Below are 19,379 nucleotides of genomic sequence, written 5' to 3'. Positions count from 1 at the left end.
TGTTCGTTAACCTTCTCTTTCTTGTAGAGTTTTAACAATTCCTGCAATTTTGTTACCGCCTGACTGAAGCGCTGATAGAACATTTTTAGCTGGTGACTGTAATAATCCAACGATATCTCCGATAAGCTCTTCTCTTGATTTCAAGCTTACTAAGGTATTTAATTGGTCGTCGCCAACATAAACTGATGAATCTATAAATGCTGCCTTAAGCACAGGTTTATCAGATGTTTTTCTCAAGGCTTTGATCAACTTTGCCGGAGCGTTAGCTGTTCTTGAGAATAATAATGATGATGAACCTTTTAATGCGTCATATATCTCTGAAGCGTCGCCATCTAAACCTTCAATCGCTTTGCGGATTAAAGAGTTTTTAGCCACTTTCATGATAATATCGCCTTCAAAACATTTGCGACGGATGTTATTAATCTGCTCAACAGAAAGGCTAGAAGTATCAGCGATATAGAAATTGCCATACTCTTGCATTTGTCCTTGTAGTTCTAAAACTACTTCGTTTTTTTCTTCTCTGTTCATGATTAGATCCCCGCTACTGATTTGGTTTCAATTGCAATCCCAGGACTCATTGTAGAAGACACGTGAATGCTTTTAAAATAAGTTCCTTTTGCAGCAGATGGTTTCAATTTAGAAATTACCTGAATGATTTCAAGTGCGTTTTCATAAATTTTATCTGCTGGGAATGATACTTTTCCTATCGAGGCGTGTATGATACCCGTTTTGTCTACTTTAAAATCAATCTTACCTGCTTTAACCTCTGTTACAGCTTTACCAACTTCGTTGGTTACTGTTCCAGATTTAGGGTTAGGCATTAAGTTTCTTGGACCTAAAACACGGCCCAATTTACCTACCTTAGCCATACAAGCTGGTGTTGTGATAATAATGTCTACATCGGTCCAACCACCTTCAATTTTAGCAACATACTCGTCTAAACCAACGAAGTCTGCGCCAGCTGCTTTCGCTTCTTCTTCCTTATCAGGAGTTACTAGAGCTAAAACACGTACAGTTTTACCTGTTCCGTGTGGTAAAGTAGCAATACCACGTACCATTTGATTGGCTTTACGTGGATCTACACCTAAAGATACATCAATATCAACTGAAGCATCGAATTTAGTAGTAGTGATTTCTTTTACCAAAGCAGCAGCATCCTTCAAAGTATAAGCTTTACCAGCTTCTATTTTAGCATGTGCCTTTTTTTGATTTTTAGTTAATTTCGCCACTGTTGTAAACTGTTTTTTAATTAATTGTTCCAGGGTGCGTCACCAGAAACGGTGATTCCCATACTGCGTGCTGTTCCAGCAACCATACTCATTGCAGATTCGATTGTAAATGCATTTAAATCAGGCATTTTATCTTCAGCAATAACTTTAATCTGGTCCCAGGTCACCGACCCAACTTTCTTACGGTTAGGCTCAGCAGAACCACTCTGTAATTTAGTAGCATCTTTTAACTGGATAGCTACCGGAGGGGTTTTGATGATGAAATCGAATGACTTATCAGCATAAACAGTAATTACAACTGGCAATACTTTACCTGCTTTATCTTGGGTACGAGCGTTGTACTGTTTGCAAAACTCCATAATGTTCACCCCTTTAGCACCTAATGCAGGTCCTACTGGTGGCGATGGATTTGCCGCTCCGCCTTTGATCTGTAATTTGATCATTGCACTGACTTCTTTTGCCATTTTGTGTTTTTATTTATTTAAAACTCAATGTTAAATATTGGAAGCATGTAACATTTAATTCCTTTATGTTCCTATAAAACTAAAAGGACTGCAAAGATATGGATAATATTACAGATACACAACATATTGAGAGAAATATATTTTAAAATAAACTAACAAAGAATAATGCTGTTTACTGACTCTTTTATTGTAAATACATTTTAAATAATTTTTCGATTTAATTTGTTCAAGAACATATTCAGCTGATTTACAAGTGATGTGACATCAAAAATTACTTAACTACTCTAGATGTATTGCCACTTCAATTGAGTATAATAAATGAATTTAATAACCACTGGCTCCCATTGTTAGTGGAGAAAGAATTACACATTCTAACATATTTAAGTACTTACCATTAGATTTCAAAATATCCATAACAGCATAATTCGCATTTCGTGCAGTATTATTTATTTTTCTATATTCTTGTGCTCTTTTTTCCTCAGAAATATTAATCTCTAACTCTCCATTCCCAATCTCACACCCCCTTCCGTAGAATAGCACAATAGGCAAGATAAATGTCTTTTTGGAAAAATATTCCAAATCAGTATTTGCATTACTCCAATGACCGTTAGAAGATTCTATAGCTTTTTTCAAACCTTTTTTAATCACATTTGGAGTCTTTTCAGAGAGTGCTAGCTCAACTATTTTGCCGTTCGCCGCAACTTTAAATTTCATAAATACCGTAGTGTACAAGCACAGGGTATCAAGTGTCTTTTCCTCTAGCTTATAATTTGCAGAAATATAATTACTGAGATCAGAAACATTTAAAGATGTTAATGTTGTTAAAGTACCCTGAGCTTTTGATCTAAAAGTAAGTAAACAAATTATACTAATGATAAAGATTATTTTTTTCATAAAATCCGATTATTGTGAACATGCCGTCTTAGTTCCTGAATTATGATTTTTATAATCGTCTCTTATATTTATGATTTGCGCAGTATCCAGTTCATATTTAGAAACTAAGGAATTCCAATAAGTCAAATCATTTTTGAATATATCACCAAAACCATTTAAAATTAATGCGTAGGCTGCTTTGTCATCTAAATTAGAATATATGGCTTGTACAGCGTTTTTCAAATCATCTATATAATTTTCTGCCATGTTTCTATGTTGCTGAAATTGTTGTGTATAATATGTTTTTTGTGAATCAAAATATGCATGCATAATTTCATGCACGATTGTAGTAGCAATAAATTCTTGTGAGGCTGATGGTAAGGTATTTTTATTAAGCGTTACTTTCACATCGAATACATGAATACCATCACTATTCACTCTATCCGTAACAACTTCTGTTTTCGCCGAGTAGCCACCATCAATATTACCATCAACAATTTTGAAATTTATTTTATCGTTGGTCCCAAAAGTATTTGTTAAAATATTTACAATTTTACTATCAAGATTTCCACTAATCTTTAGCCAAACTGAATCTAAACACTTATTTTTAATTTTATCTGTGATATCTGCACAACTTTGAATTCCTGTATTTCCTTGAATACAACCACAATTATCATCTATAATTGCACTACCATCTATATCACCGTTGCAATCAATAAAATATAATGGATAATTACTAGGATCAACTTCCTCATCTTTGTTGCTCGCCTCCACTATGCCCATAACCATAAGTACTTCCATCTCCTCCTTCATCTCCGCTATTTTCAAAACTTCCATAGCAAAAAGTCTCAGATCCTCTAAATGAGGGGGTAGACACCCCCCCAACCGTAATTGTGCTATAATGTGGTATTGTTACACAAGTTACTGAACGACTATAGCTAATTTTTTGTCGAGTCATAGATGAACTTAAAGACATTTTTTCATAATTGCCTAAACCATCAAATGCGAATGCCTTTTTAAAACTACCATTCCATTCCTCAATAACTGCTATCCCTGAAAAATGCTCATTGCGTTCTTTTTTAACATTTATATTTAAAAGAGTAACCCATTCAGCATGCATATTTTCTTTTTTATCTTTATAAATCATTAAGTAGCTTGTTCTGCTTAAAAGGCTTTTATATGTATTGCTTTTGTCTATTGTAAAAATATCCTCATCAAATACTATAGGTCAACAACAGCATCACCCAATGAAATCTTCCGGATAACAGATTTTGACCAAACTGGTTTCTTTATTATACTATGCCTAAAATTTGGATCATTGGGTATACGAAGACTCTTATTTAAGATTTCTTGTTCAAAATAACTTTTAGCATCGGCGATAATTTCTTTTGAATCTTGATTTATTGATGACTTCCTATCCTTCTTACAAGAATAAATACCAATAGTAGCAATAAATAATAGAGTTAAAGCCAGTAGACACTGCTTAAACAAAGCATAAATTTTCCTCATTTTGTTAACTTAGATTATTAGAATGAATGATTCTTTGAGAGATCAGTTAACCAAATATACAAATAATTTTTTTACGATAATTAATTTGTCATTAAATTACAATAACACAAAATATTACCAACGCAAAAAAGCTTTCCCTGTTCAGGAAAGCTTTTAATATCTTGATAAAAATGGTAATTCGGATTACTCTTTTTCTACCTGCATGTAGTTAAGCTCCAGAGGTGTTTTACGACCGAAGATTTTAACCATTACTTTCAGTTTTTTCTTCTCTTCGTTTACCTCTTCGATAATACCTGAGAAACCATTGAAAGGCCCATCCATTACTTTGATGTTCTCACCTACATAGTAAGGCACATTCATGGTTTCGCCTTGCTCACTCATTTCATCAACCACACCTAAAATGCGGTTAACCTCTGCCTGACGCATCGGGATTGGATTACCAGCTTTATCACCAAGGAAACCAATAACACTATTGATACCTTTGATAATGTGTTCTAATTCTCCATCTAATGTTGCTTCGATTAAAACATAACCAGGATAAAAGTTACGTTCTTTGGCAATTTTCTTACCATCTTTCATCTGGTAATATTTTTCCATTGGTATTAAAACCTGAGGAACCAGATGAGAGAAACCTAAACGACTGATTTCAGCATCAATGTACTGTTTTACTTTCTTTTCTTTACCGCTAACAGCTCTTACAACATACCACTTTAGATCGCTCATTAGTATATATTAATTAGAAAGTGATTTATAAAAAGTATCTAATACAAATGTAGAACCTTTATCCATTGCAAAAATAACCAATGCAATAATCAAAGAAGCTACCAACACAAGAATTGCCGAACTTTGTAATTCGCCCCAGGTTGGCCATGTAACCTTCTGGGTCATTTCATCGTACGATTCTTTTATAAACTCAACTACTTTAGCCATATTTATTATAATGATTAAATGATTGAGTTAGTGATAGAGAGAATGAAGATACATTCAATCGTTAAAACTTCACTAATTCAATCATTATACTTGGCACGGGAACAAGGATTCGAACCCTGATCAAAGGTTTTGGAGACCTCTATTCTACCGTTGAACTATTCCCGTGTGTATAAAAAAGAGCTAGCCTCGACTAGCTCTTTTTATATTATTGTTAGCTTAAATTAAGCTAAGATTTCAGTTACCTGACCAGCACCTACAGTTCTACCACCTTCACGGATAGCGAAACGCAGACCTTTTTCCATTGCAATCGCGTTAATTAATTTAACTGTGATTGTAACGTTATCACCTGGCATTACCATTTCAGTTCCTTCAGCTAGTGAGATCTCACCAGTTACGTCTGTGGTACGGAAATAGAATTGAGGACGATATTTGTTGAAGAATGGAGTGTGACGACCACCTTCAGCTTTTGATAATACATAGATCTCAGCTTTGAAATCAGTGTGAGGAGTTACTGAACCTGGTTTACAGATTACCATACCACGACGGATATCAGTTTTCTCAATACCACGTAACAATAAACCTACGTTATCACCAGCTTCACCGTAATCTAGGATTTTACGGAACATCTCAACACCAGTTACTGTAGATTTTAAGTTCTCAGCACCCATACCTAAGATTTCAACCGGATCTCCAGAGTTGATTACACCACGCTCGATACGGCCAGTTGCTACTGTACCACGACCAGTGATTGAGAATACGTCCTCAACTGGCATCAAGAATGGAAGATCAGTTAAACGTGGAGGAATTGGAATGTAGCTATCAACAGCATCCATTAATTCCATAATTTTACCAACCCATTTCGGATCAGCGTTTAATCCACCTAAAGCAGAACCTTGGATTACAGGAATATCATCACCTGGGAATTCATAGAATGATAATAATTCACGAACTTCCATTTCAACTAATTCTAATAATTCTGGATCATCAACCATATCCACTTTGTTCATGAATACAACTAATGAAGGCACACCAACCTGACGAGCCAATAAGATGTGCTCACGAGTTTGTGGCATTGGACCATCAGTAGCAGCAACAACGATAATTGCACCGTCCATTTGAGCAGCACCAGTAACCATGTTTTTCACGTAATCCGCGTGACCTGGACAGTCAACGTGTGCATAGTGACGGTTAGCTGTTGAATACTCAACGTGAGCTGTATTGATAGTAATACCTCTTTCTTTTTCCTCTGGAGCAGAGTCAATTGAATCGAATGAACGTGCTTCAGATAAACCTGCATCAGCTAAAACTTTTGTAATAGCTGCTGTTAAAGTTGTTTTACCGTGATCCACGTGACCGATTGTACCGATGTTTAAGTGCGGTTTACTGCGGTCAAATTTTTCTTTTGCCATTTTATTTATAACTAATTAGTAGGTTAACTTTTTATTATTTTATTTTTTGTTATTTCAACACAAAAAACTTTGTTTCTTCTGTATATGTAACAGATTTAACAAAGCTTTATTATACCTGAGCCAAAGATGGGACTTGAACCCACGACCTCTTCCTTACCAAGGAAGTGCTCTACCGCTGAGCTACTTCGGCTTTTGTTAAAGCTCATTAGTTCAGTTGTAATGCGTTCATCAGTTTACTAAAACCGATGAACAAATTCACTAATGAACCTACAATGAGCGGAAGACGAGGTTCGAACTCGCGACCTATAGCTTGGAAGGCTATCGCTCTACCAACTGAGCTACTTCCGCTTTTACCGATGAAGATTGATTGATTATTGAATGACGAATGCTAACACTCACTCATTTTCCTGCTCACTCATTCATTCATTAGATTTAGTGGGGAGAGAAGGATTCGAACCTTCGAAATCTTGCGATAACAGAGTTACAGTCTGTCCCATTTGGCCGCTCTGGAATCTCCCCAACTTTATCTTAAAATGTTAACACTTTAACATAAAAAGAGCCTCCTATCGGAATCGAACCAATGACCTACTGATTACAAGTCAGTTGCTCTACCAGCTGAGCTAAGGAGGCTTTTAATTTTCTGCAATTATACGAAAAATCTTCATTTCTCCTACAATTAACGTGTTTTTTTAAAAGTTTATCTTTTTAAAGAACTACCCTTTTTCTTCCTGGCTTAACGCCCTTTCCGAAAGGGAATGCAAATATACACACTTATATTTCACTTCAAAATTATTTTGAAAAAAAATAGCGAACTTTTTTAGTCCGCTATCTCTGTTTTTATCGATTATCTGAATATTCACTTAATAATCAGATGCTTCGCTTTCGCTTAAAATTGCTTTATGTTCACTTAATTTTGCGCGTGTTTTATCTTTATGTTTAGTAATCTGCTTTCTTAATGACTCGATTGCAAGATCGGTCGCCTCTTCGAATGACTTACATTGTTCTTTAGCAAACAGTGTTCCGCCCGGCACAATGAGTTTTATCTCACTAATTTTATTGGCCTCATCTTCTACGTTCTCTAATTTTAAATACACTTCCCCGCTAATGATCTGGTCGAAAAACTGATCAAGCTTGTTGGCTTTCTTCTGAATAAAGTCTAACAACTTACTGTCTGCACTGAAGTGGATTGATTGAACTCCGATTTTCATTTTTCCTCCTTTTTTTACGCCTTTGGATGGGCTTGTTTATAAATTGTTTTTAATCTTTCAATTGAGTTATGCGTATAAACCTGAGTAGCCGCCAGGCTTGCATGCCCCAAAAGTTCTTTTATTGCATTTAAATCTGCTCCTGCATTCAATAAGCTGGTAGCATAACTATGTCTTAATACATGCGGGCTTTTCTTATCATGGGTAGATATATGGTTTAGGTATGAGGTAACGATGCGGTATATTAACTTCGGATATGCCGCGGCACCTGTATTGGTAACGATTAAGTTAAGCAAATTGTTATTAAATTTCTGCAACTTTTTTAAATCGATGTAGCTATTTAACTGATTAATAAGCTGTTTACTTACCGGAATAATTCTTTCCTTATTTCTTTTGCCCAGCACTTTAATTGTTGCCGAATAACTATCAATATCCTGATCTTTCAACTGGATGAGTTCTGCCAGCCGCATTCCGGTTCCGAAAAGCAGTTCTAACACCAGGTGATCGCGCTGCGACTCAAAACCGTCATTGAAGTAAACTTCAGAATCCAGGAGCAGATCCATCTTCTGTGCCTCCAGAAAAACAGGCAAACGTTTAGGTATTTTAGGCGCTTTGATTAAAGCTGCAGGATTTTGCTCAAGCTTGCCTTCTCTTAAAAGAAATTTATAAAAACTTCTAAGGGCAGATATTTTTCTGTTAATGGTACTTTCAGAAGCTTCCTTCTCCATTAATTCCACCATATAGCTTCGCAGATGAGTATGTTTAACGTCAAGAAACTCCAATTCAAACTCAGACTCAATATATGCTTCGAACTGGCTCAAATCGGTTTGATAAGAGGCAACGGTATGTGCGGAGTATCGCTTTTCGTGAGTCAAATAGGTAACAAAGCTTTTTAATAACATTCAGTATCTCCTGCTAGGTGTAATATGAAGTTACAAATAGTTTTGACATAAAGAAATCATTAATTTATTGTTTACTGTAATTTAAAAAACAGCTTAAAACAAAAAAGTCCTTCCGGTTACCAGAAGGACTTTAATGTATATATCTTGAACAAACTATGAAGTTGTATCTTGATTCATGTTCTGAATGTAAACAGCATGTTTAATTTCAGTACGACGAGTAACGGATTTCTTCTCGTATGCCTGACGGCTACGTAGTTCTCTTAATACACCTGTTTTTTCAAATTTCTTTTTGAAACGTTTTAGGGCTTTATCCAATGATTCGCCGTCTTTAATGTTGATAATGATCATAACGCTGAAATACCTCCTCTCGTGTTTTTTTAAATTTCTACCGTGTTAACGGGCTGCAAATGTAAGCAAATAATTGAAAATGAGAAAGATTTTTAAAAAGAAAATTTAACCCGGGCTTAACGTATTTCCGATATTGTTTAATTACATTTATCGTTAGATTCAAATCTCTATGACAAAAGGAAAAAAAGCCATCACCATCATTGCTGTTCTGGTGATCATCATACTTGCCGCAGTTGTATATTATCGTTATTTCTTTGTTTTCGGCGAAGGTGTTAAAGCGGGCGAACTGAACTACGTGGTAAAAAAGGGTTACCTGTTTAAAACCTACGAGGGAAAACTGATTCAGAGCGGGGTCAGATCCAGGCAAACCGGAACGTTGCAGAATAACGAATTCGAATTTTCTATCTCCAGTGAAGCAATTGCTGAAAAGATGATGGCAAATAGTGGCAAATTTTATGAGCTACATTACAAAGAATATAAAAATTCTTTGCCATGGCGCGGTTTTAGCGTTTACGTAGTGGACAGTATTTTAACCGCAAAGGAATAAACTTTGGTTTATAGAAAAAAAAATCCGGAGGTAGTTAAACCATCCGGATTACTCATAATATATTTGGTTTGTTGTTTCTTAAATATCAGGCTAAAGGACTTTGCCTAACATAGCTCCGACTTTGAGCTTAACCCAGTATTTCCCGGGCAATTACGATCTTTTGAATTTCGGACGTACCCTCCCCTATTGTGCATAATTTACTGTCGCGGTAAAATTTCTCAACCGGAAAGTCTTTGGTATAGCCATAGCCTCCAAATATCTGAACGGCTTCTGTCGCCACCCTCACAGATACTTCCGAGGCAAAATATTTTGCCATTGCCGATTCTTTAGTCATAGGCAAGTGCCTGTTTTTCAAATCAGCAGCCTGCCTGATGAGCAGCTCAGCAGCTTCAATTTCGGTAGCCATATCAGCGAGTTTAAAGCTGATGGCCTGGAATTCAGATATGGGTTTCCCAAACTGGTGGCGTGCTTTCGAATAATCTACAGCAGCATCGAATGCACCTTTTGCTATTCCGAGTGCCAATGCTGCTATCGAAATTCTTCCACCATCCAGAACTTTCATCGCCTGTTTAAAACCTTCACCGGCGTTCCCCAGCAGATTGGCTTTAGGGACACGGCAATTATCGAAAATCATTTCCGTTGTTTCGGAGGCCCGCATCCCCAATTTATTCTCTTTCTTGCCTGCAGAAAAACCGGCAGTACCTCTTTCTACTACAATAGCCGAAATACCTTTAGAACTGCCCTGCTCTCCGGTCCTCACCATTACCACTGCGATATCACCGCTTTTACCATGGGTAATCCAGTTTTTAGAACCATTTATAATGTAATCATTACCGTCTTCTACGGCAGTGGTCATCATTCTTAAAGCATCCGAGCCGGTATTGGCTTCAGTTAATCCCCATGCCCCAATCCACTCCGCTGTCGCAAGTTTTGGTAACCATCGTTGCTTCTGCTCTTCATTTGCAAAAGCCAGAATGTGACCGGTACAAAGTGAGTTGTGGGCAGCAAGCGATAGGCCAATTGATCCACAAACCCTTGCTACTTCAACAATTACATCGACGTACTCCTGATAACCCAAACCCGAACCACCGTATTCTTCAGGCACCAAAACGCCCATTAAACCCAATTCTCCCAGCTGCTTAAATAATTCTACTGGAAAAAACTGCGCTTCATCCCATTCCATCAAATTCGGACGGATATTTTTCACAGCAAAATCGCGGACCATTGCCCTTACACTTTGCTGAGTTTCTGTAACAGAAAAATTAAAGCTCAGGCTCATCAGATTTATATTTATAAGTTAGTGACAGCAATTATAAACATTTATTTCATAGTTAATTACCATAAAATATTCGTGTTTTGGCAGAATGAAATGGTATTTGGTTCAATATATCGGAACCATCAACCTACAACGCTTAAATAAATAAAAATTTTAAGCGATTTTTTTTCGGTATTGTAAAGTATACTCTGAGATTCAGTAAAAGTGAAGCTGGGTACTATGGTGATCTACCCCCGGTCGTGACCTTAGCATTAGCGGACTATATGTATAGTGACATACAGGCATTGGTGGACAAAAAGTGGCAATAATGCGGGTAAAAGGCGGGGTTAATACGGAGTGTAATGAGATCTAATGGTGATCATTCAGAACGAAATGTAAGGCGATATCTGCTCAATTAGTTCCTGATTCAAAATTACAATTTTTTTCAAGTCTGCTATTGAAGCGTAAGCTCCATGTTGCTTACGATACTGTATAATGGCATTAATTTGCTTATAGCTAAGATACGGAATGCGCTTGATATCCTCAGCCTGTGCGATGTTGAGATTTACCGTTTTATAAACTGCCGGGCCTAATTTAACCTGATCTTTGATTTTATTATAACGGCTGGAATCAAGACCATATACCTCAAGTAGTTGCTCCTTTCTGTAAAAGCCTCCCAGCCGATCTCTATATTTGTAAATACGCCGTGCCAATGAGGAGCCTATTCCCTTTACTTCCTCCAGCTCAGCGGAATCAGCATGATTGATATCAATCACTACGGCTGGTTTCTTAACAAATTCCTTTTTGACGTAGGCAGATTGATAATGTGGTCCACTGCCGGATTGAGGTTCGATTACAACAAAGGGCAAAAGCCTTTGATACATCTCTGGCGAAATGGTATACATCTTCTGTAAATCTTCCGCCTTACGGAATTTTCCACCCTTGGATACGAAATTAACAACGGCTTGTGCCTGCTTTGGCGATAAACCCAGTAATTGCCATCCACCGGCATTCAGTTGGTTTGGATCAAACTTAAAAAGTTTACTTTTCTTTTTAAAGGTGGGCGTAAATCCTTTGACATTATTAACACTAATATCGTTGTCAGTGATTTCAATTTTGGCCAATTGAGATGATAATGCTTTACTATCATTTTCTTCTGTTTTGATAAGGCCGTAAAAAAATGGCGCGGCTTTTAATGCAACGATGATCAAAACAAGCAGTAACAAGCCGTTAAATTCACGCTTACTAAATCCAAAATATTTGTTCAGCCAAAGCCTCATATTTGATATGACATGTTTATTATAAATTTAAATCTTATTTTTGGGATTGCAAAACTGATTCGGTTCTGCAATATCAACTACTAAGAATTTTATATGAAGATCATTACGACGTCTGAGTTTGCCAAGGCAACTAAGATCGATAAGCTAGGTGTACCAGGTTTAGCAGGCTTATTAATGGAGATTATGAAGCTTAATGACATCAACGATGTTTTCGCTCAGAATCAACACTTTAAAGGATTGGAATTTGTAGATAAAATTTTAGAAACCATTGGCGTTTCTATAGAGTTTGATGAAGACGACCTTAACAGTATTCCTAAAACCGGTCCGTTTATCGCCATCGCAAATCACCCTTACGGAGGGGTTGAAGGGCTTGCTCTTGTTAAGCTGTTATGTACAGTGAGACCTGACGCAAAAGTGATGGTTAACTTCATCTTGAAAAAAATCCCCAACCTTGATGAATTTTTTGTGGCTGTTAATCCGTTTGAAAATGTTCAGCATTCCTCAAGCATCAGCGGACTAAAAACAACATTCGATTTACTCAGAAACGGTACGCCCATCGGAATTTTCCCCGCTGGTGAAGTTTCTACTTTTAAACTGGATGCCCAGCAGGTTACCGACAGGATGTGGCATCCTGTTGTAGGAAAATTAATTGCCAAGGCAAAGGTTCCTGTTGTACCTATTTATTTCCACGGAAATAACGGCGTACTGTTTAATATATTAAGTTTTATTCACCCTACTTTACGTACGGCGAAACTTCCTTCAGAATTTTTAAATAAACAAGGTCTCGCTATTAAAGTTAGAGTTGGAAAGCCCATCGCGCCTGCTGAGGTATCGCACATGAACAGCAGCAACAAGTTAATGGACTTTCTTCGTGCGCGTACTTATGCATTAGGTGTAGGCTTAGATCAGGAAAAAAAATTATTCAATCCGCTAAAGCTTTTCAAAATCAAGAAAAAACCAGTTGAAGTAATTGAAGAAACTTCAAGGGTTTTAATTAAACAAGAGGTAACCACACTCGAAGATTTCAGGGTATGGTCTGAAAAAAACTATGAGGTTTATATTGTCCCTACCTTAAAAATACCTAATATTTTAAGGGAAATAGGTCGCTTACGAGAAATTACTTTCCGGGAAGTTGGGGAAGGGACAAATAAAAAAATCGACCTTGATAACTACGACATTTATTATAATCACTTATTTATATGGGATAAAGATCTGGAAAATATTGTTGGCGCTTACCGCATCGGCAAAGGTGATGAGATTTTAGAAAGCATGGGCCGTCGTGGTTTCTATCTTTCCGAGCTCTTTAAAATGAAAGATCAATTTTATCCTATGCTTAAACAAGGGATTGAACTGGGCAGATCGTGGATCAGAAAAGAATATCAGGGAAAACCACTCCCACTTTTCCTTTTATGGAAAGGGATATTGAAATACCTGATTGATAATCCGCAATACCGTTTTATGTTTGGTCCAGTAAGCATTAGCAATAATTTTTCAAAATTCAGTAAGGCACTCATTGTTGATTATATTACTAAAAACCATTTCGATTATGAAATGGCGAAATATGTAAAACCCAGAAATAAGTTCAAAGCCGACCTTCTTCCAATTTCCACAGATACGCTGGTAGACAGCAGTGAATCATTTAAGGACCTGGATAGTATTATTGGAGATATTGAAAACTCGCATATAAAAATCCCCGTGTTGCTCAGACAGTACATGAATTTAAATGCCAAAATCATTTCTTTCAACATTGATCCGAAATTTTCTGATTGCCTTGATGGCTTTCTTGTGGTCGACACCCACAACATTCCACCAGAGATGCTGGAAAAACTTGGAAAAAACCTATAAGTTTAAAACGAAAATACCCGGACATCCATCCGGGTATTTTGTTATCAACTAACCTAAACTTTATAAATACTAACCAAGTAATTTATGGCACAAATATGAATCAATCGTATTAACAGCAAGTTAAGCCAGGATTATAAATATTATCTTTTTTGGATGTTTCTGAGCAATTGATTTCGCGCAAGTGACTAAATAAAAAAGGTTACAACAATCGCTGTTGTAACCTTTATCTAAATTAACGCTCTCAATCTTTATGATTGTGATGCAAGGCTCTCACCCCTTGCAGTGACAAAATTAGCACTTTCTTTTTAATTCACAATACTTTACTCATTAAAATTATTTTTTTTTAGTTGAAAGGATTTTTGATGTTAAATCAATATCAATAATGCCTGTCGTTGTTAACATAAAAAAATTGTTGATTTTAAGTTAAGTATATGTAAATTTAATATAACCAAATATAAAGGAAATTGAAAAATAGGTTAAACATATATTTTGTGAAATGTAGTCTATTCATCTGTCTGGTAATGATGTGTATGAATGTTCGCGCTCAGAAATATTCGTTTGATTTCTATGACGGAACTTTTAATTTTGACGTGCCTGCAGGGATAAACCTTGCTGTTAGTGACAATGCTTCAGAAAGCGGGGTGTTAAACTTTTACCGGAAAATATCAACGGTTGAATATCTGCCACTGGTCGATCAACTCAGAGGCTACCAAAAAGAGCACAAGCTAAATGACTGGATTTATTATCAGCTCATTAGAAAAACAGCAGAGGAAATCAGTCCTAAAGCAGAGAATTATTTTCGATATACGCTATACAAGTGGTTTCTGTTAAGTAAATGCGGCTATGACGCCAGGTTAGCTGTAGGAAATAATCAGGTGATTTTTTATGTCAGAAATAATGAAGATATACGTGATATCCCCTATTTCATCGTAAATGATCATAAGTATACCTGCTTAAACTATCATGATTACGGCAAATTATTCAAACAGGCTGATAGCTATAAGCCTATTGATATTGTGATTCCTGACGCAAAAGCAGCCTTTTCGTATAAGGTAACCCGCATGCCAGACTTTAAACCTGAAAGCTACGGAGAAAAAGAGCTTGCCTTTAACTTTAAACATAATACCTACCATTTCAAACTGAAAGTAAGCGATGACGTGGAGACCATTTTCAAAAACTACCCGGGTGTAGATTTTGAAAGTTATTTTAATATTCCTTTGAGCAGAGAAACCTATAGTTCACTTGTTCCAACACTGAAAAACAATATGAAGGGCATGGACCAAAAAAAGGGGGTGGATTATTTAATGCGATTTACCAGGTATGCCTTTTTATACGAGAACGATGATGAAAATTTTGGAAAAGAAAAGCGTTTATCACCGGAGCAAACTTTAGGAAATACTTACAGCGACTGCGATGATCGCGCCGCACTCTTCTTTTACCTGGTCAAAGAAATCTACAACCTGCCTATGATTGCGCTTCTCTATCCAACACACCTCACAATGGCAGTGCAGTTCGATAAGCCGATAGGTGATTTTGTTTTATACAATGGCAAAAAGTATTCTTATTGCGAACCTACCCCACAGAAGCAGGATTTAAAGATCGGACAGCTTTCATCCAGGCTTAAAAACATCAAGTTTGAGGTGGTGTATGCTTATGAACCCCTGACTAAAAATTAACGGGCGCTATATTAACTTATGGTTATCAATAAGTAACTATATCGTTAGGCAAAAAATCGCCGCCATATTTATGGTACTTTAGATGGCAATTTAAAATGTCAATCCTATGTCGGCGATAATTTATTCTATATTAAAAGAATTTTATGTTGAAATTCATGGCCATTCTGTTAAGGCGAGAATAATGTCACCCATTAATGATGCGGATACCTTTGTATTTCAAACGAGCCTTTTCTACAAAACCAATGCAGAAGCTGATGCATATGAGCCCGCTTCAACATTCAATTCTTATGCTAATGCTGAGCGTCACCTGTTGCAATATCTTGAAACCTTCCAGAATGCATTGGATTTAGGAGGGGAATTAGCGAGTGGAACCGGCTTTTAAAGTTTTTCTTTATCCTCATTCGCTGTTGGCGTTTCAGATTCAAGCACCTCTTCTTCAAAATCCTTTTTATCCTTCTCGTTCCTTTTAATCAGATAAATGATTAAGGTAGCTACCAGGATCAGTACAGCAATAATTACAGGATAGTTCATATTCCAGTATTCTATTAAAACGTGAGTTAGTAATTTACCACAAATATTGTAGATGTTAACACTGCTTCAGGCAGTTAACATAATCATAATATTAATTTAATCTTGCGATCATTTACCTTTGCGTAAATCCTAAAAGAGTTAAATGAAAAAGCACAAAACAAAGTCGAAGAATATTTCGGCGAATAAGAAAGCACGTAAAGAATTAGAATCAAGATTAGCAGTTGCATTTAACAAAGTTCTCGCCCCGTTTGGTAAAGCAAAAAAAACAGATAAAGTGATTGAGAAATTTGCAAAACAACTTTCTAAGAAAATTTCGTTAAAGCCAGTAGATGATTCAATTACTCCATTTGTAAAAGAAGACGAAGTGGAGGAGATTTTAGTAGTAGAGAGCCCGTTGGTGGTGGAAGCGCCTAAAGCTTCAGGAAAGAAAATTAAAACTGCCAAGACAGTTTCATAAATATCTTATTAAACACAAAACGCCAGAATTGCTTCTGGCGTTTTGTGTTTAATCGATAAGATTAACATAATGAATTCTTACTAAATGTAAGCACATGGCTAATCTACTTGCATATTAAATGGACCAAAAAAATCATAAATATTAGGATCAGAATCAGACACCATTTTTATTTTTATGTTATAATATGTATGTCCACTTATGTCAACAAGATTAGTAAAATCTATAGTCGTCGTTCCGCCACTATCATTATTGGAAACATTACTTTTAACAATTCCTTTAAAAATATCATTTTGATAAACGTGAAATGAAACTGTGGATGTATTAACTAATGTATTATTCCATATTATTCCACATGACCAATCAGAACCATATTTCATCGATGTGTCTAAATATGTAATCCAATTATCGTAGCTGATTAAGCAACTTCCATTAGAGTTAGCATAATTTTGTCCATTTGAATTGATTTCATTTTGAGCCTTTGAGTCTGCATCTGCTTGAGAAATAGTTGAAGAATATTTGTTGGCTGGCACTGTATAAGTTACAGAACTTCCGACATAATTTGTTGAACAATTATTGCGCTTAAAAAGCTGTGATTTACTCACACTATAATAGGTTACATTTTCGACTAAATAATTATATCGTTTCGAGCTATTCACAGGCAAAGATCCGTCACGCAACTGGACAAGATCTACTATACCACTACTCGAAAGTTTTGATTTCTCTATGTTTACTGTATAAGTTTTAGTTAAAAATGTATTACTGGCAGAAAATTCAGTCGAAGATGTTTGTTGCTCATTTGATAAGTACACAAGTTGTCCATTACCATTAATTGTTCCTAATACGGTAGTTAAATTGCCTGGTTTAGGATTACCTTGACTATCTCTTGCAGTACTAAACATGACTTCAAATTTGATTTGGGTCGTAGAAGTATTCTTAATTGAAATTTTTCCATCAATTAGATATTGATCTAAAACTTTGAACGATATTACATTGACCTGTGCACTACAAATTTGAATCGATAATATTGAAATAAGTACAAAGAGATATTGACGTATTGATTTCATGTATTAATTATTTTGTTGATAAACGTCTAATAAATCTTTCTTACTAATTTGATTCTTACCTCTCCAAATGAACTGTTCAGTTTCCAAATCATAACCGATAGAATCAACAGGTATATTACCCATTCTTGCCATAAACTCTTTCAATTCCTTAATACTTTTGACATCAACCTTTTGGATTGAAACAAGTTGATCCTCAAATTCATCTTTTTTACACCCATGTAAAGAAGATGACAACAAAATTCCAACCATGGCAATTTTGAGTGTGCTAATTTTTATTTTTTTCATATACAATAATAAAATCACCACTTTACTTGAAAATAAAATAATTATTATCAAATAGTAGTAAATCTTTGAATTGTATAATCTCCAAAAAAAAAGCCTATGTCTTTTGACATAGGCTTTTATATATAAAAAGATTGTAAAAGAACTATCTCACAACACCTGGAGTGGTGTATGCTAATGATTGAGGATCGAAATGAGCCCAGTTAGCAGTCCAGTCTGTTGTACCGAAAGCACCTTTAAATGCTACAGTTTTATCAAAATTAGCAGCTAGTTTGGCATTAGTAAATAAAGCACCTGTCGCAGCACTAGAACCAGTAGCTAAGGTAAAGTTTGGTCTTCCAATTTTCGTAGAAATATCAGATGAATATTTATATGCATCTACAAATGTTGCAGCAGTTATATCTGCTGTATTAAAAGTGTTAGCAGCAGTTAATAATGGAGTGATAATTGCAAGTGTAGCAGAATTTGTTGCTTTAACTTGGTTTGATTTACCATTTGAATTAAAAATCAAGTTATTAGCGAATACTGATGTATTGGCAACTAAATTACTTGAAGAATTAACTGTTGATGGGGCAGCCGGTCTCTCATCATCATAGAAAACACCTTCTGTGTAGTTAGCAAAAACTGAGTTGAAAATGCTAATCGCTGAATTACGACGAATTTGAGCACCATGTTGAAAGTTTGCATTCACTGTTCCTTGACCCACAGGACCTAAAATAGTCATGTTTGAGAAAACTGCTGAAGTCTGGGGAGTTGCATTACTTCCAGATGAGTTATTATCAGATTCGAAACCATTAGAACCAGATACATCGGCTGTCACAGATAAGCGTTGAGCTAATCCAAACTGTACTTTTCCTGAATATCCATTATCTGTATCAAAATCATCATCCCATGTATCAATTGCTAATAAATATGAACAATTAACTGATCCACCGAACCATTCGAAAGCATCATCACCTGAACGATACACTTCGATGTGGTCAATAGTTGTACCAGACCCAACTGATCCAAAAGTCAATCCGTTAATTTCATTATCAGGACTCAATGCAATTCCTGCATATTCAATACGTACGTATTGCATTACGCCTGAATTATCTGCATTATCAGTACCACCATGCTTACCTTTTTCAGTATCATCAGAAATACCTTCAATTGGCACTGATGTACCTACGTTATTTATGGCTTTTCCTAATAGAATTACACCACCCCAATCACCTTGCGCACGAGCTCCCGCTGCAATACTTGAAGTAAATACAATTGGTTTATCAGCAGTACCAGCTGCATTTATTTTAGCACCTCTGGTGATAACTAAGGCACCTTTAGTTGCCTTATCCCCTTTAATAATTGTACCTGGAGCAATATTTAAAGTTGCATTATTGGTTACAAATACATTTCCTTTTAAAAGATAGATTTTATCGGCAGTCCAAGAAGTGCTCGCAGTAATATCACCTTTTACCTCAACAGTATTACCGTCTACTGGTGGCGTGTAATCATCATCTTCAGTACTTTTAGAACAGCTTGCTAAAAAGACCATTACGCTCATTGCGCAAAGTAATAATTGTTTTTTCATTTT

The 19,379-nt window shown here is 36.0% G+C and carries 23 protein-coding genes and 5 tRNA genes; 5 read left to right on the top strand and 23 right to left on the bottom strand.

Annotated elements, in window-relative coordinates; genetic code table 11:
• Positions 1 to 6: 6 nt before the first annotated feature.
• The 17 genes from rplJ to rpsU form a co-directional block, all read right to left on the bottom strand.
• A complete protein-coding gene (gene rplJ / locus AC570I_RS01795) occupies positions 7 to 528 on the bottom strand; it encodes a 50S ribosomal protein L10 (protein ID WP_497403892.1) in 522 nt (173 codons plus the stop codon).
• Positions 529 to 530: 2 nt separating this feature from the next.
• Positions 531 to 1,229, bottom strand: a complete 699-nt coding sequence (gene rplA / locus AC570I_RS01790; protein WP_025143259.1) for a 50S ribosomal protein L1 — start codon at positions 1,227 to 1,229, stop codon at positions 531 to 533.
• A gap of 20 nt (positions 1,230 to 1,249) precedes the next feature.
• Positions 1,250 to 1,693 carry a 50S ribosomal protein L11 gene (gene rplK / locus AC570I_RS01785; protein WP_010601094.1) on the bottom strand — a complete coding sequence of 148 codons (444 nt, stop codon included), beginning with the start codon at positions 1,691 to 1,693 and terminating at the stop codon, positions 1,250 to 1,252.
• Positions 1,694 to 2,017: 324 nt separating this feature from the next.
• Positions 2,018 to 2,587, bottom strand: a complete 570-nt coding sequence (locus AC570I_RS01780) for a hypothetical protein (protein WP_497403888.1) — start codon at positions 2,585 to 2,587, stop codon at positions 2,018 to 2,020.
• 9 nt (positions 2,588 to 2,596) lie between these two features.
• A complete protein-coding gene (locus AC570I_RS01775) occupies positions 2,597 to 3,379 on the bottom strand; it encodes a hypothetical protein (RefSeq protein ID WP_497403884.1) in 783 nt (260 codons plus the stop codon).
• Entirely contained in the window at positions 3,318 to 3,713 is a 396-nt protein-coding gene (locus AC570I_RS01770; RefSeq protein ID WP_497403882.1) for a hypothetical protein, read from the bottom strand. Before AC570I_RS01770 ends, AC570I_RS01775 begins: the two co-directional genes overlap by 62 nt.
• 545 nt (positions 3,714 to 4,258) lie before the next feature.
• The gene (nusG, locus tag AC570I_RS01765; RefSeq protein ID WP_010601093.1) at positions 4,259 to 4,798 is read right to left on the bottom strand and encodes a transcription termination/antitermination protein NusG; all 540 of its coding nucleotides are present in this window, start codon (positions 4,796 to 4,798) and stop codon (positions 4,259 to 4,261) included.
• Between the two features lie 9 nt (positions 4,799 to 4,807).
• Positions 4,808 to 5,005 (bottom strand): preprotein translocase subunit SecE, encoded by a 198-nt coding sequence (gene secE / locus AC570I_RS01760; RefSeq protein WP_029279332.1) that lies wholly within the window; start codon positions 5,003 to 5,005, stop codon positions 4,808 to 4,810.
• 91 nt (positions 5,006 to 5,096) lie between these two features.
• A tRNA-Trp gene (locus AC570I_RS01755) sits at positions 5,097 to 5,170 on the bottom strand.
• 56 nt (positions 5,171 to 5,226) lie between these two features.
• Complete coding sequence (gene tuf / locus AC570I_RS01750) at positions 5,227 to 6,414, bottom strand: elongation factor Tu (protein WP_047798116.1); 1,188 nt, start codon at positions 6,412 to 6,414, stop codon at positions 5,227 to 5,229.
• A 118-nt stretch (positions 6,415 to 6,532) separates the two neighbouring features.
• Positions 6,533 to 6,604: transfer RNA gene (locus AC570I_RS01745), tRNA-Thr, on the bottom strand.
• Between the two features lie 85 nt (positions 6,605 to 6,689).
• A tRNA-Gly gene (locus AC570I_RS01740) sits at positions 6,690 to 6,762 on the bottom strand.
• Positions 6,763 to 6,850: 88 nt separating this feature from the next.
• Positions 6,851 to 6,933 (bottom strand) — tRNA-Tyr (locus AC570I_RS01735).
• A 38-nt stretch (positions 6,934 to 6,971) separates the two neighbouring features.
• A tRNA-Thr gene (locus tag AC570I_RS01730) sits at positions 6,972 to 7,044 on the bottom strand.
• A gap of 230 nt (positions 7,045 to 7,274) precedes the next feature.
• Positions 7,275 to 7,622 (bottom strand): ribosome hibernation-promoting factor, HPF/YfiA family, encoded by a 348-nt coding sequence (hpf, locus tag AC570I_RS01725; protein WP_047798117.1) that lies wholly within the window; start codon positions 7,620 to 7,622, stop codon positions 7,275 to 7,277.
• Positions 7,623 to 7,636: 14 nt separating this feature from the next.
• A complete protein-coding gene (locus AC570I_RS01720; protein ID WP_497403878.1) occupies positions 7,637 to 8,521 on the bottom strand; it encodes a phage lytic cycle repressor MrpR family protein in 885 nt (294 codons plus the stop codon).
• Positions 8,522 to 8,674: 153 nt separating this feature from the next.
• Positions 8,675 to 8,869, bottom strand: coding sequence for a 30S ribosomal protein S21 (rpsU, locus tag AC570I_RS01715; RefSeq protein WP_039481995.1), 195 nt, complete (start codon positions 8,867 to 8,869; stop codon positions 8,675 to 8,677).
• 169 nt (positions 8,870 to 9,038) lie between these two features.
• On the opposite strand from rpsU, the gene AC570I_RS01710 reads away from it, so the two are divergent.
• Positions 9,039 to 9,416, top strand: a complete 378-nt coding sequence (locus AC570I_RS01710; RefSeq protein WP_497403869.1) for a hypothetical protein — start codon at positions 9,039 to 9,041, stop codon at positions 9,414 to 9,416.
• 127 nt (positions 9,417 to 9,543) lie between these two features.
• Here the strand turns inward: AC570I_RS01710 and AC570I_RS01705 are convergent, their stop codons facing one another.
• Positions 9,544 to 10,695: an acyl-CoA dehydrogenase family protein gene (locus AC570I_RS01705; protein ID WP_497403864.1), complete on the bottom strand. Its 1,152-nt coding sequence runs from the start codon at positions 10,693 to 10,695 to the stop codon at positions 9,544 to 9,546.
• Between the two features lie 359 nt (positions 10,696 to 11,054).
• Positions 11,055 to 11,951, bottom strand: coding sequence for a ComEA family DNA-binding protein (locus tag AC570I_RS01700; RefSeq protein ID WP_497403858.1), 897 nt, complete (start codon positions 11,949 to 11,951; stop codon positions 11,055 to 11,057).
• A 93-nt stretch (positions 11,952 to 12,044) separates the two neighbouring features.
• Between AC570I_RS01700 and AC570I_RS01695 the strand changes: the two genes are divergently transcribed.
• The 3 genes from AC570I_RS01695 to AC570I_RS01685 all read left to right on the top strand — a co-directional run bounded on the left by AC570I_RS01695 (position 12,045) and on the right by AC570I_RS01685 (position 15,854).
• Entirely contained in the window at positions 12,045 to 13,796 is a 1,752-nt protein-coding gene (locus tag AC570I_RS01695) for a bifunctional lysophospholipid acyltransferase family protein/GNAT family N-acetyltransferase (RefSeq protein WP_497403853.1), read from the top strand.
• Positions 13,797 to 14,287: 491 nt separating this feature from the next.
• Complete coding sequence (locus AC570I_RS01690) at positions 14,288 to 15,472, top strand: hypothetical protein (RefSeq protein WP_497403850.1); 1,185 nt, start codon at positions 14,288 to 14,290, stop codon at positions 15,470 to 15,472.
• Positions 15,473 to 15,578: 106 nt separating this feature from the next.
• Positions 15,579 to 15,854 (top strand): hypothetical protein, encoded by a 276-nt coding sequence (locus AC570I_RS01685; protein WP_497403847.1) that lies wholly within the window; start codon positions 15,579 to 15,581, stop codon positions 15,852 to 15,854.
• Here the strand turns inward: AC570I_RS01685 and AC570I_RS01680 are convergent.
• Positions 15,851 to 16,003, bottom strand: coding sequence for a hypothetical protein (locus tag AC570I_RS01680; protein ID WP_497403844.1), 153 nt, complete (start codon positions 16,001 to 16,003; stop codon positions 15,851 to 15,853). The two genes, AC570I_RS01685 and AC570I_RS01680, sit on opposite strands and share 4 nt — an antisense overlap.
• Positions 16,004 to 16,145: 142 nt before the next feature.
• Here AC570I_RS01680 and AC570I_RS01675 point away from each other — a divergent pair, with 142 nt between their 5' ends.
• Positions 16,146 to 16,460 carry a hypothetical protein gene (locus AC570I_RS01675; protein WP_497403842.1) on the top strand — a complete coding sequence of 105 codons (315 nt, stop codon included), beginning with the start codon at positions 16,146 to 16,148 and terminating at the stop codon, positions 16,458 to 16,460.
• A gap of 98 nt (positions 16,461 to 16,558) precedes the next feature.
• Here AC570I_RS01675 and AC570I_RS01670 read toward each other — a convergent pair whose 3' ends face one another.
• From AC570I_RS01670 to AC570I_RS01660, 3 genes are all read right to left on the bottom strand, one after another.
• The gene (locus AC570I_RS01670) at positions 16,559 to 17,524 is read right to left on the bottom strand and encodes a DUF5977 domain-containing protein (RefSeq protein ID WP_497403839.1); all 966 of its coding nucleotides are present in this window, start codon (positions 17,522 to 17,524) and stop codon (positions 16,559 to 16,561) included.
• Between the two features lie 3 nt (positions 17,525 to 17,527).
• Positions 17,528 to 17,809 (bottom strand): hypothetical protein, encoded by a 282-nt coding sequence (locus tag AC570I_RS01665; RefSeq protein ID WP_497403836.1) that lies wholly within the window; start codon positions 17,807 to 17,809, stop codon positions 17,528 to 17,530.
• Positions 17,810 to 17,951: 142 nt separating this feature from the next.
• The gene (locus tag AC570I_RS01660; RefSeq protein WP_497403833.1) at positions 17,952 to 19,376 is read right to left on the bottom strand and encodes a beta-helix domain-containing protein; all 1,425 of its coding nucleotides are present in this window, start codon (positions 19,374 to 19,376) and stop codon (positions 17,952 to 17,954) included.
• Between the last annotated feature and the right edge of the window lie 3 nt (positions 19,377 to 19,379).

This window comes from Pedobacter sp. A2324 (assembly GCF_059693705.1).
This window is presented reverse-complemented; position numbering and strand designations above follow the sequence as displayed.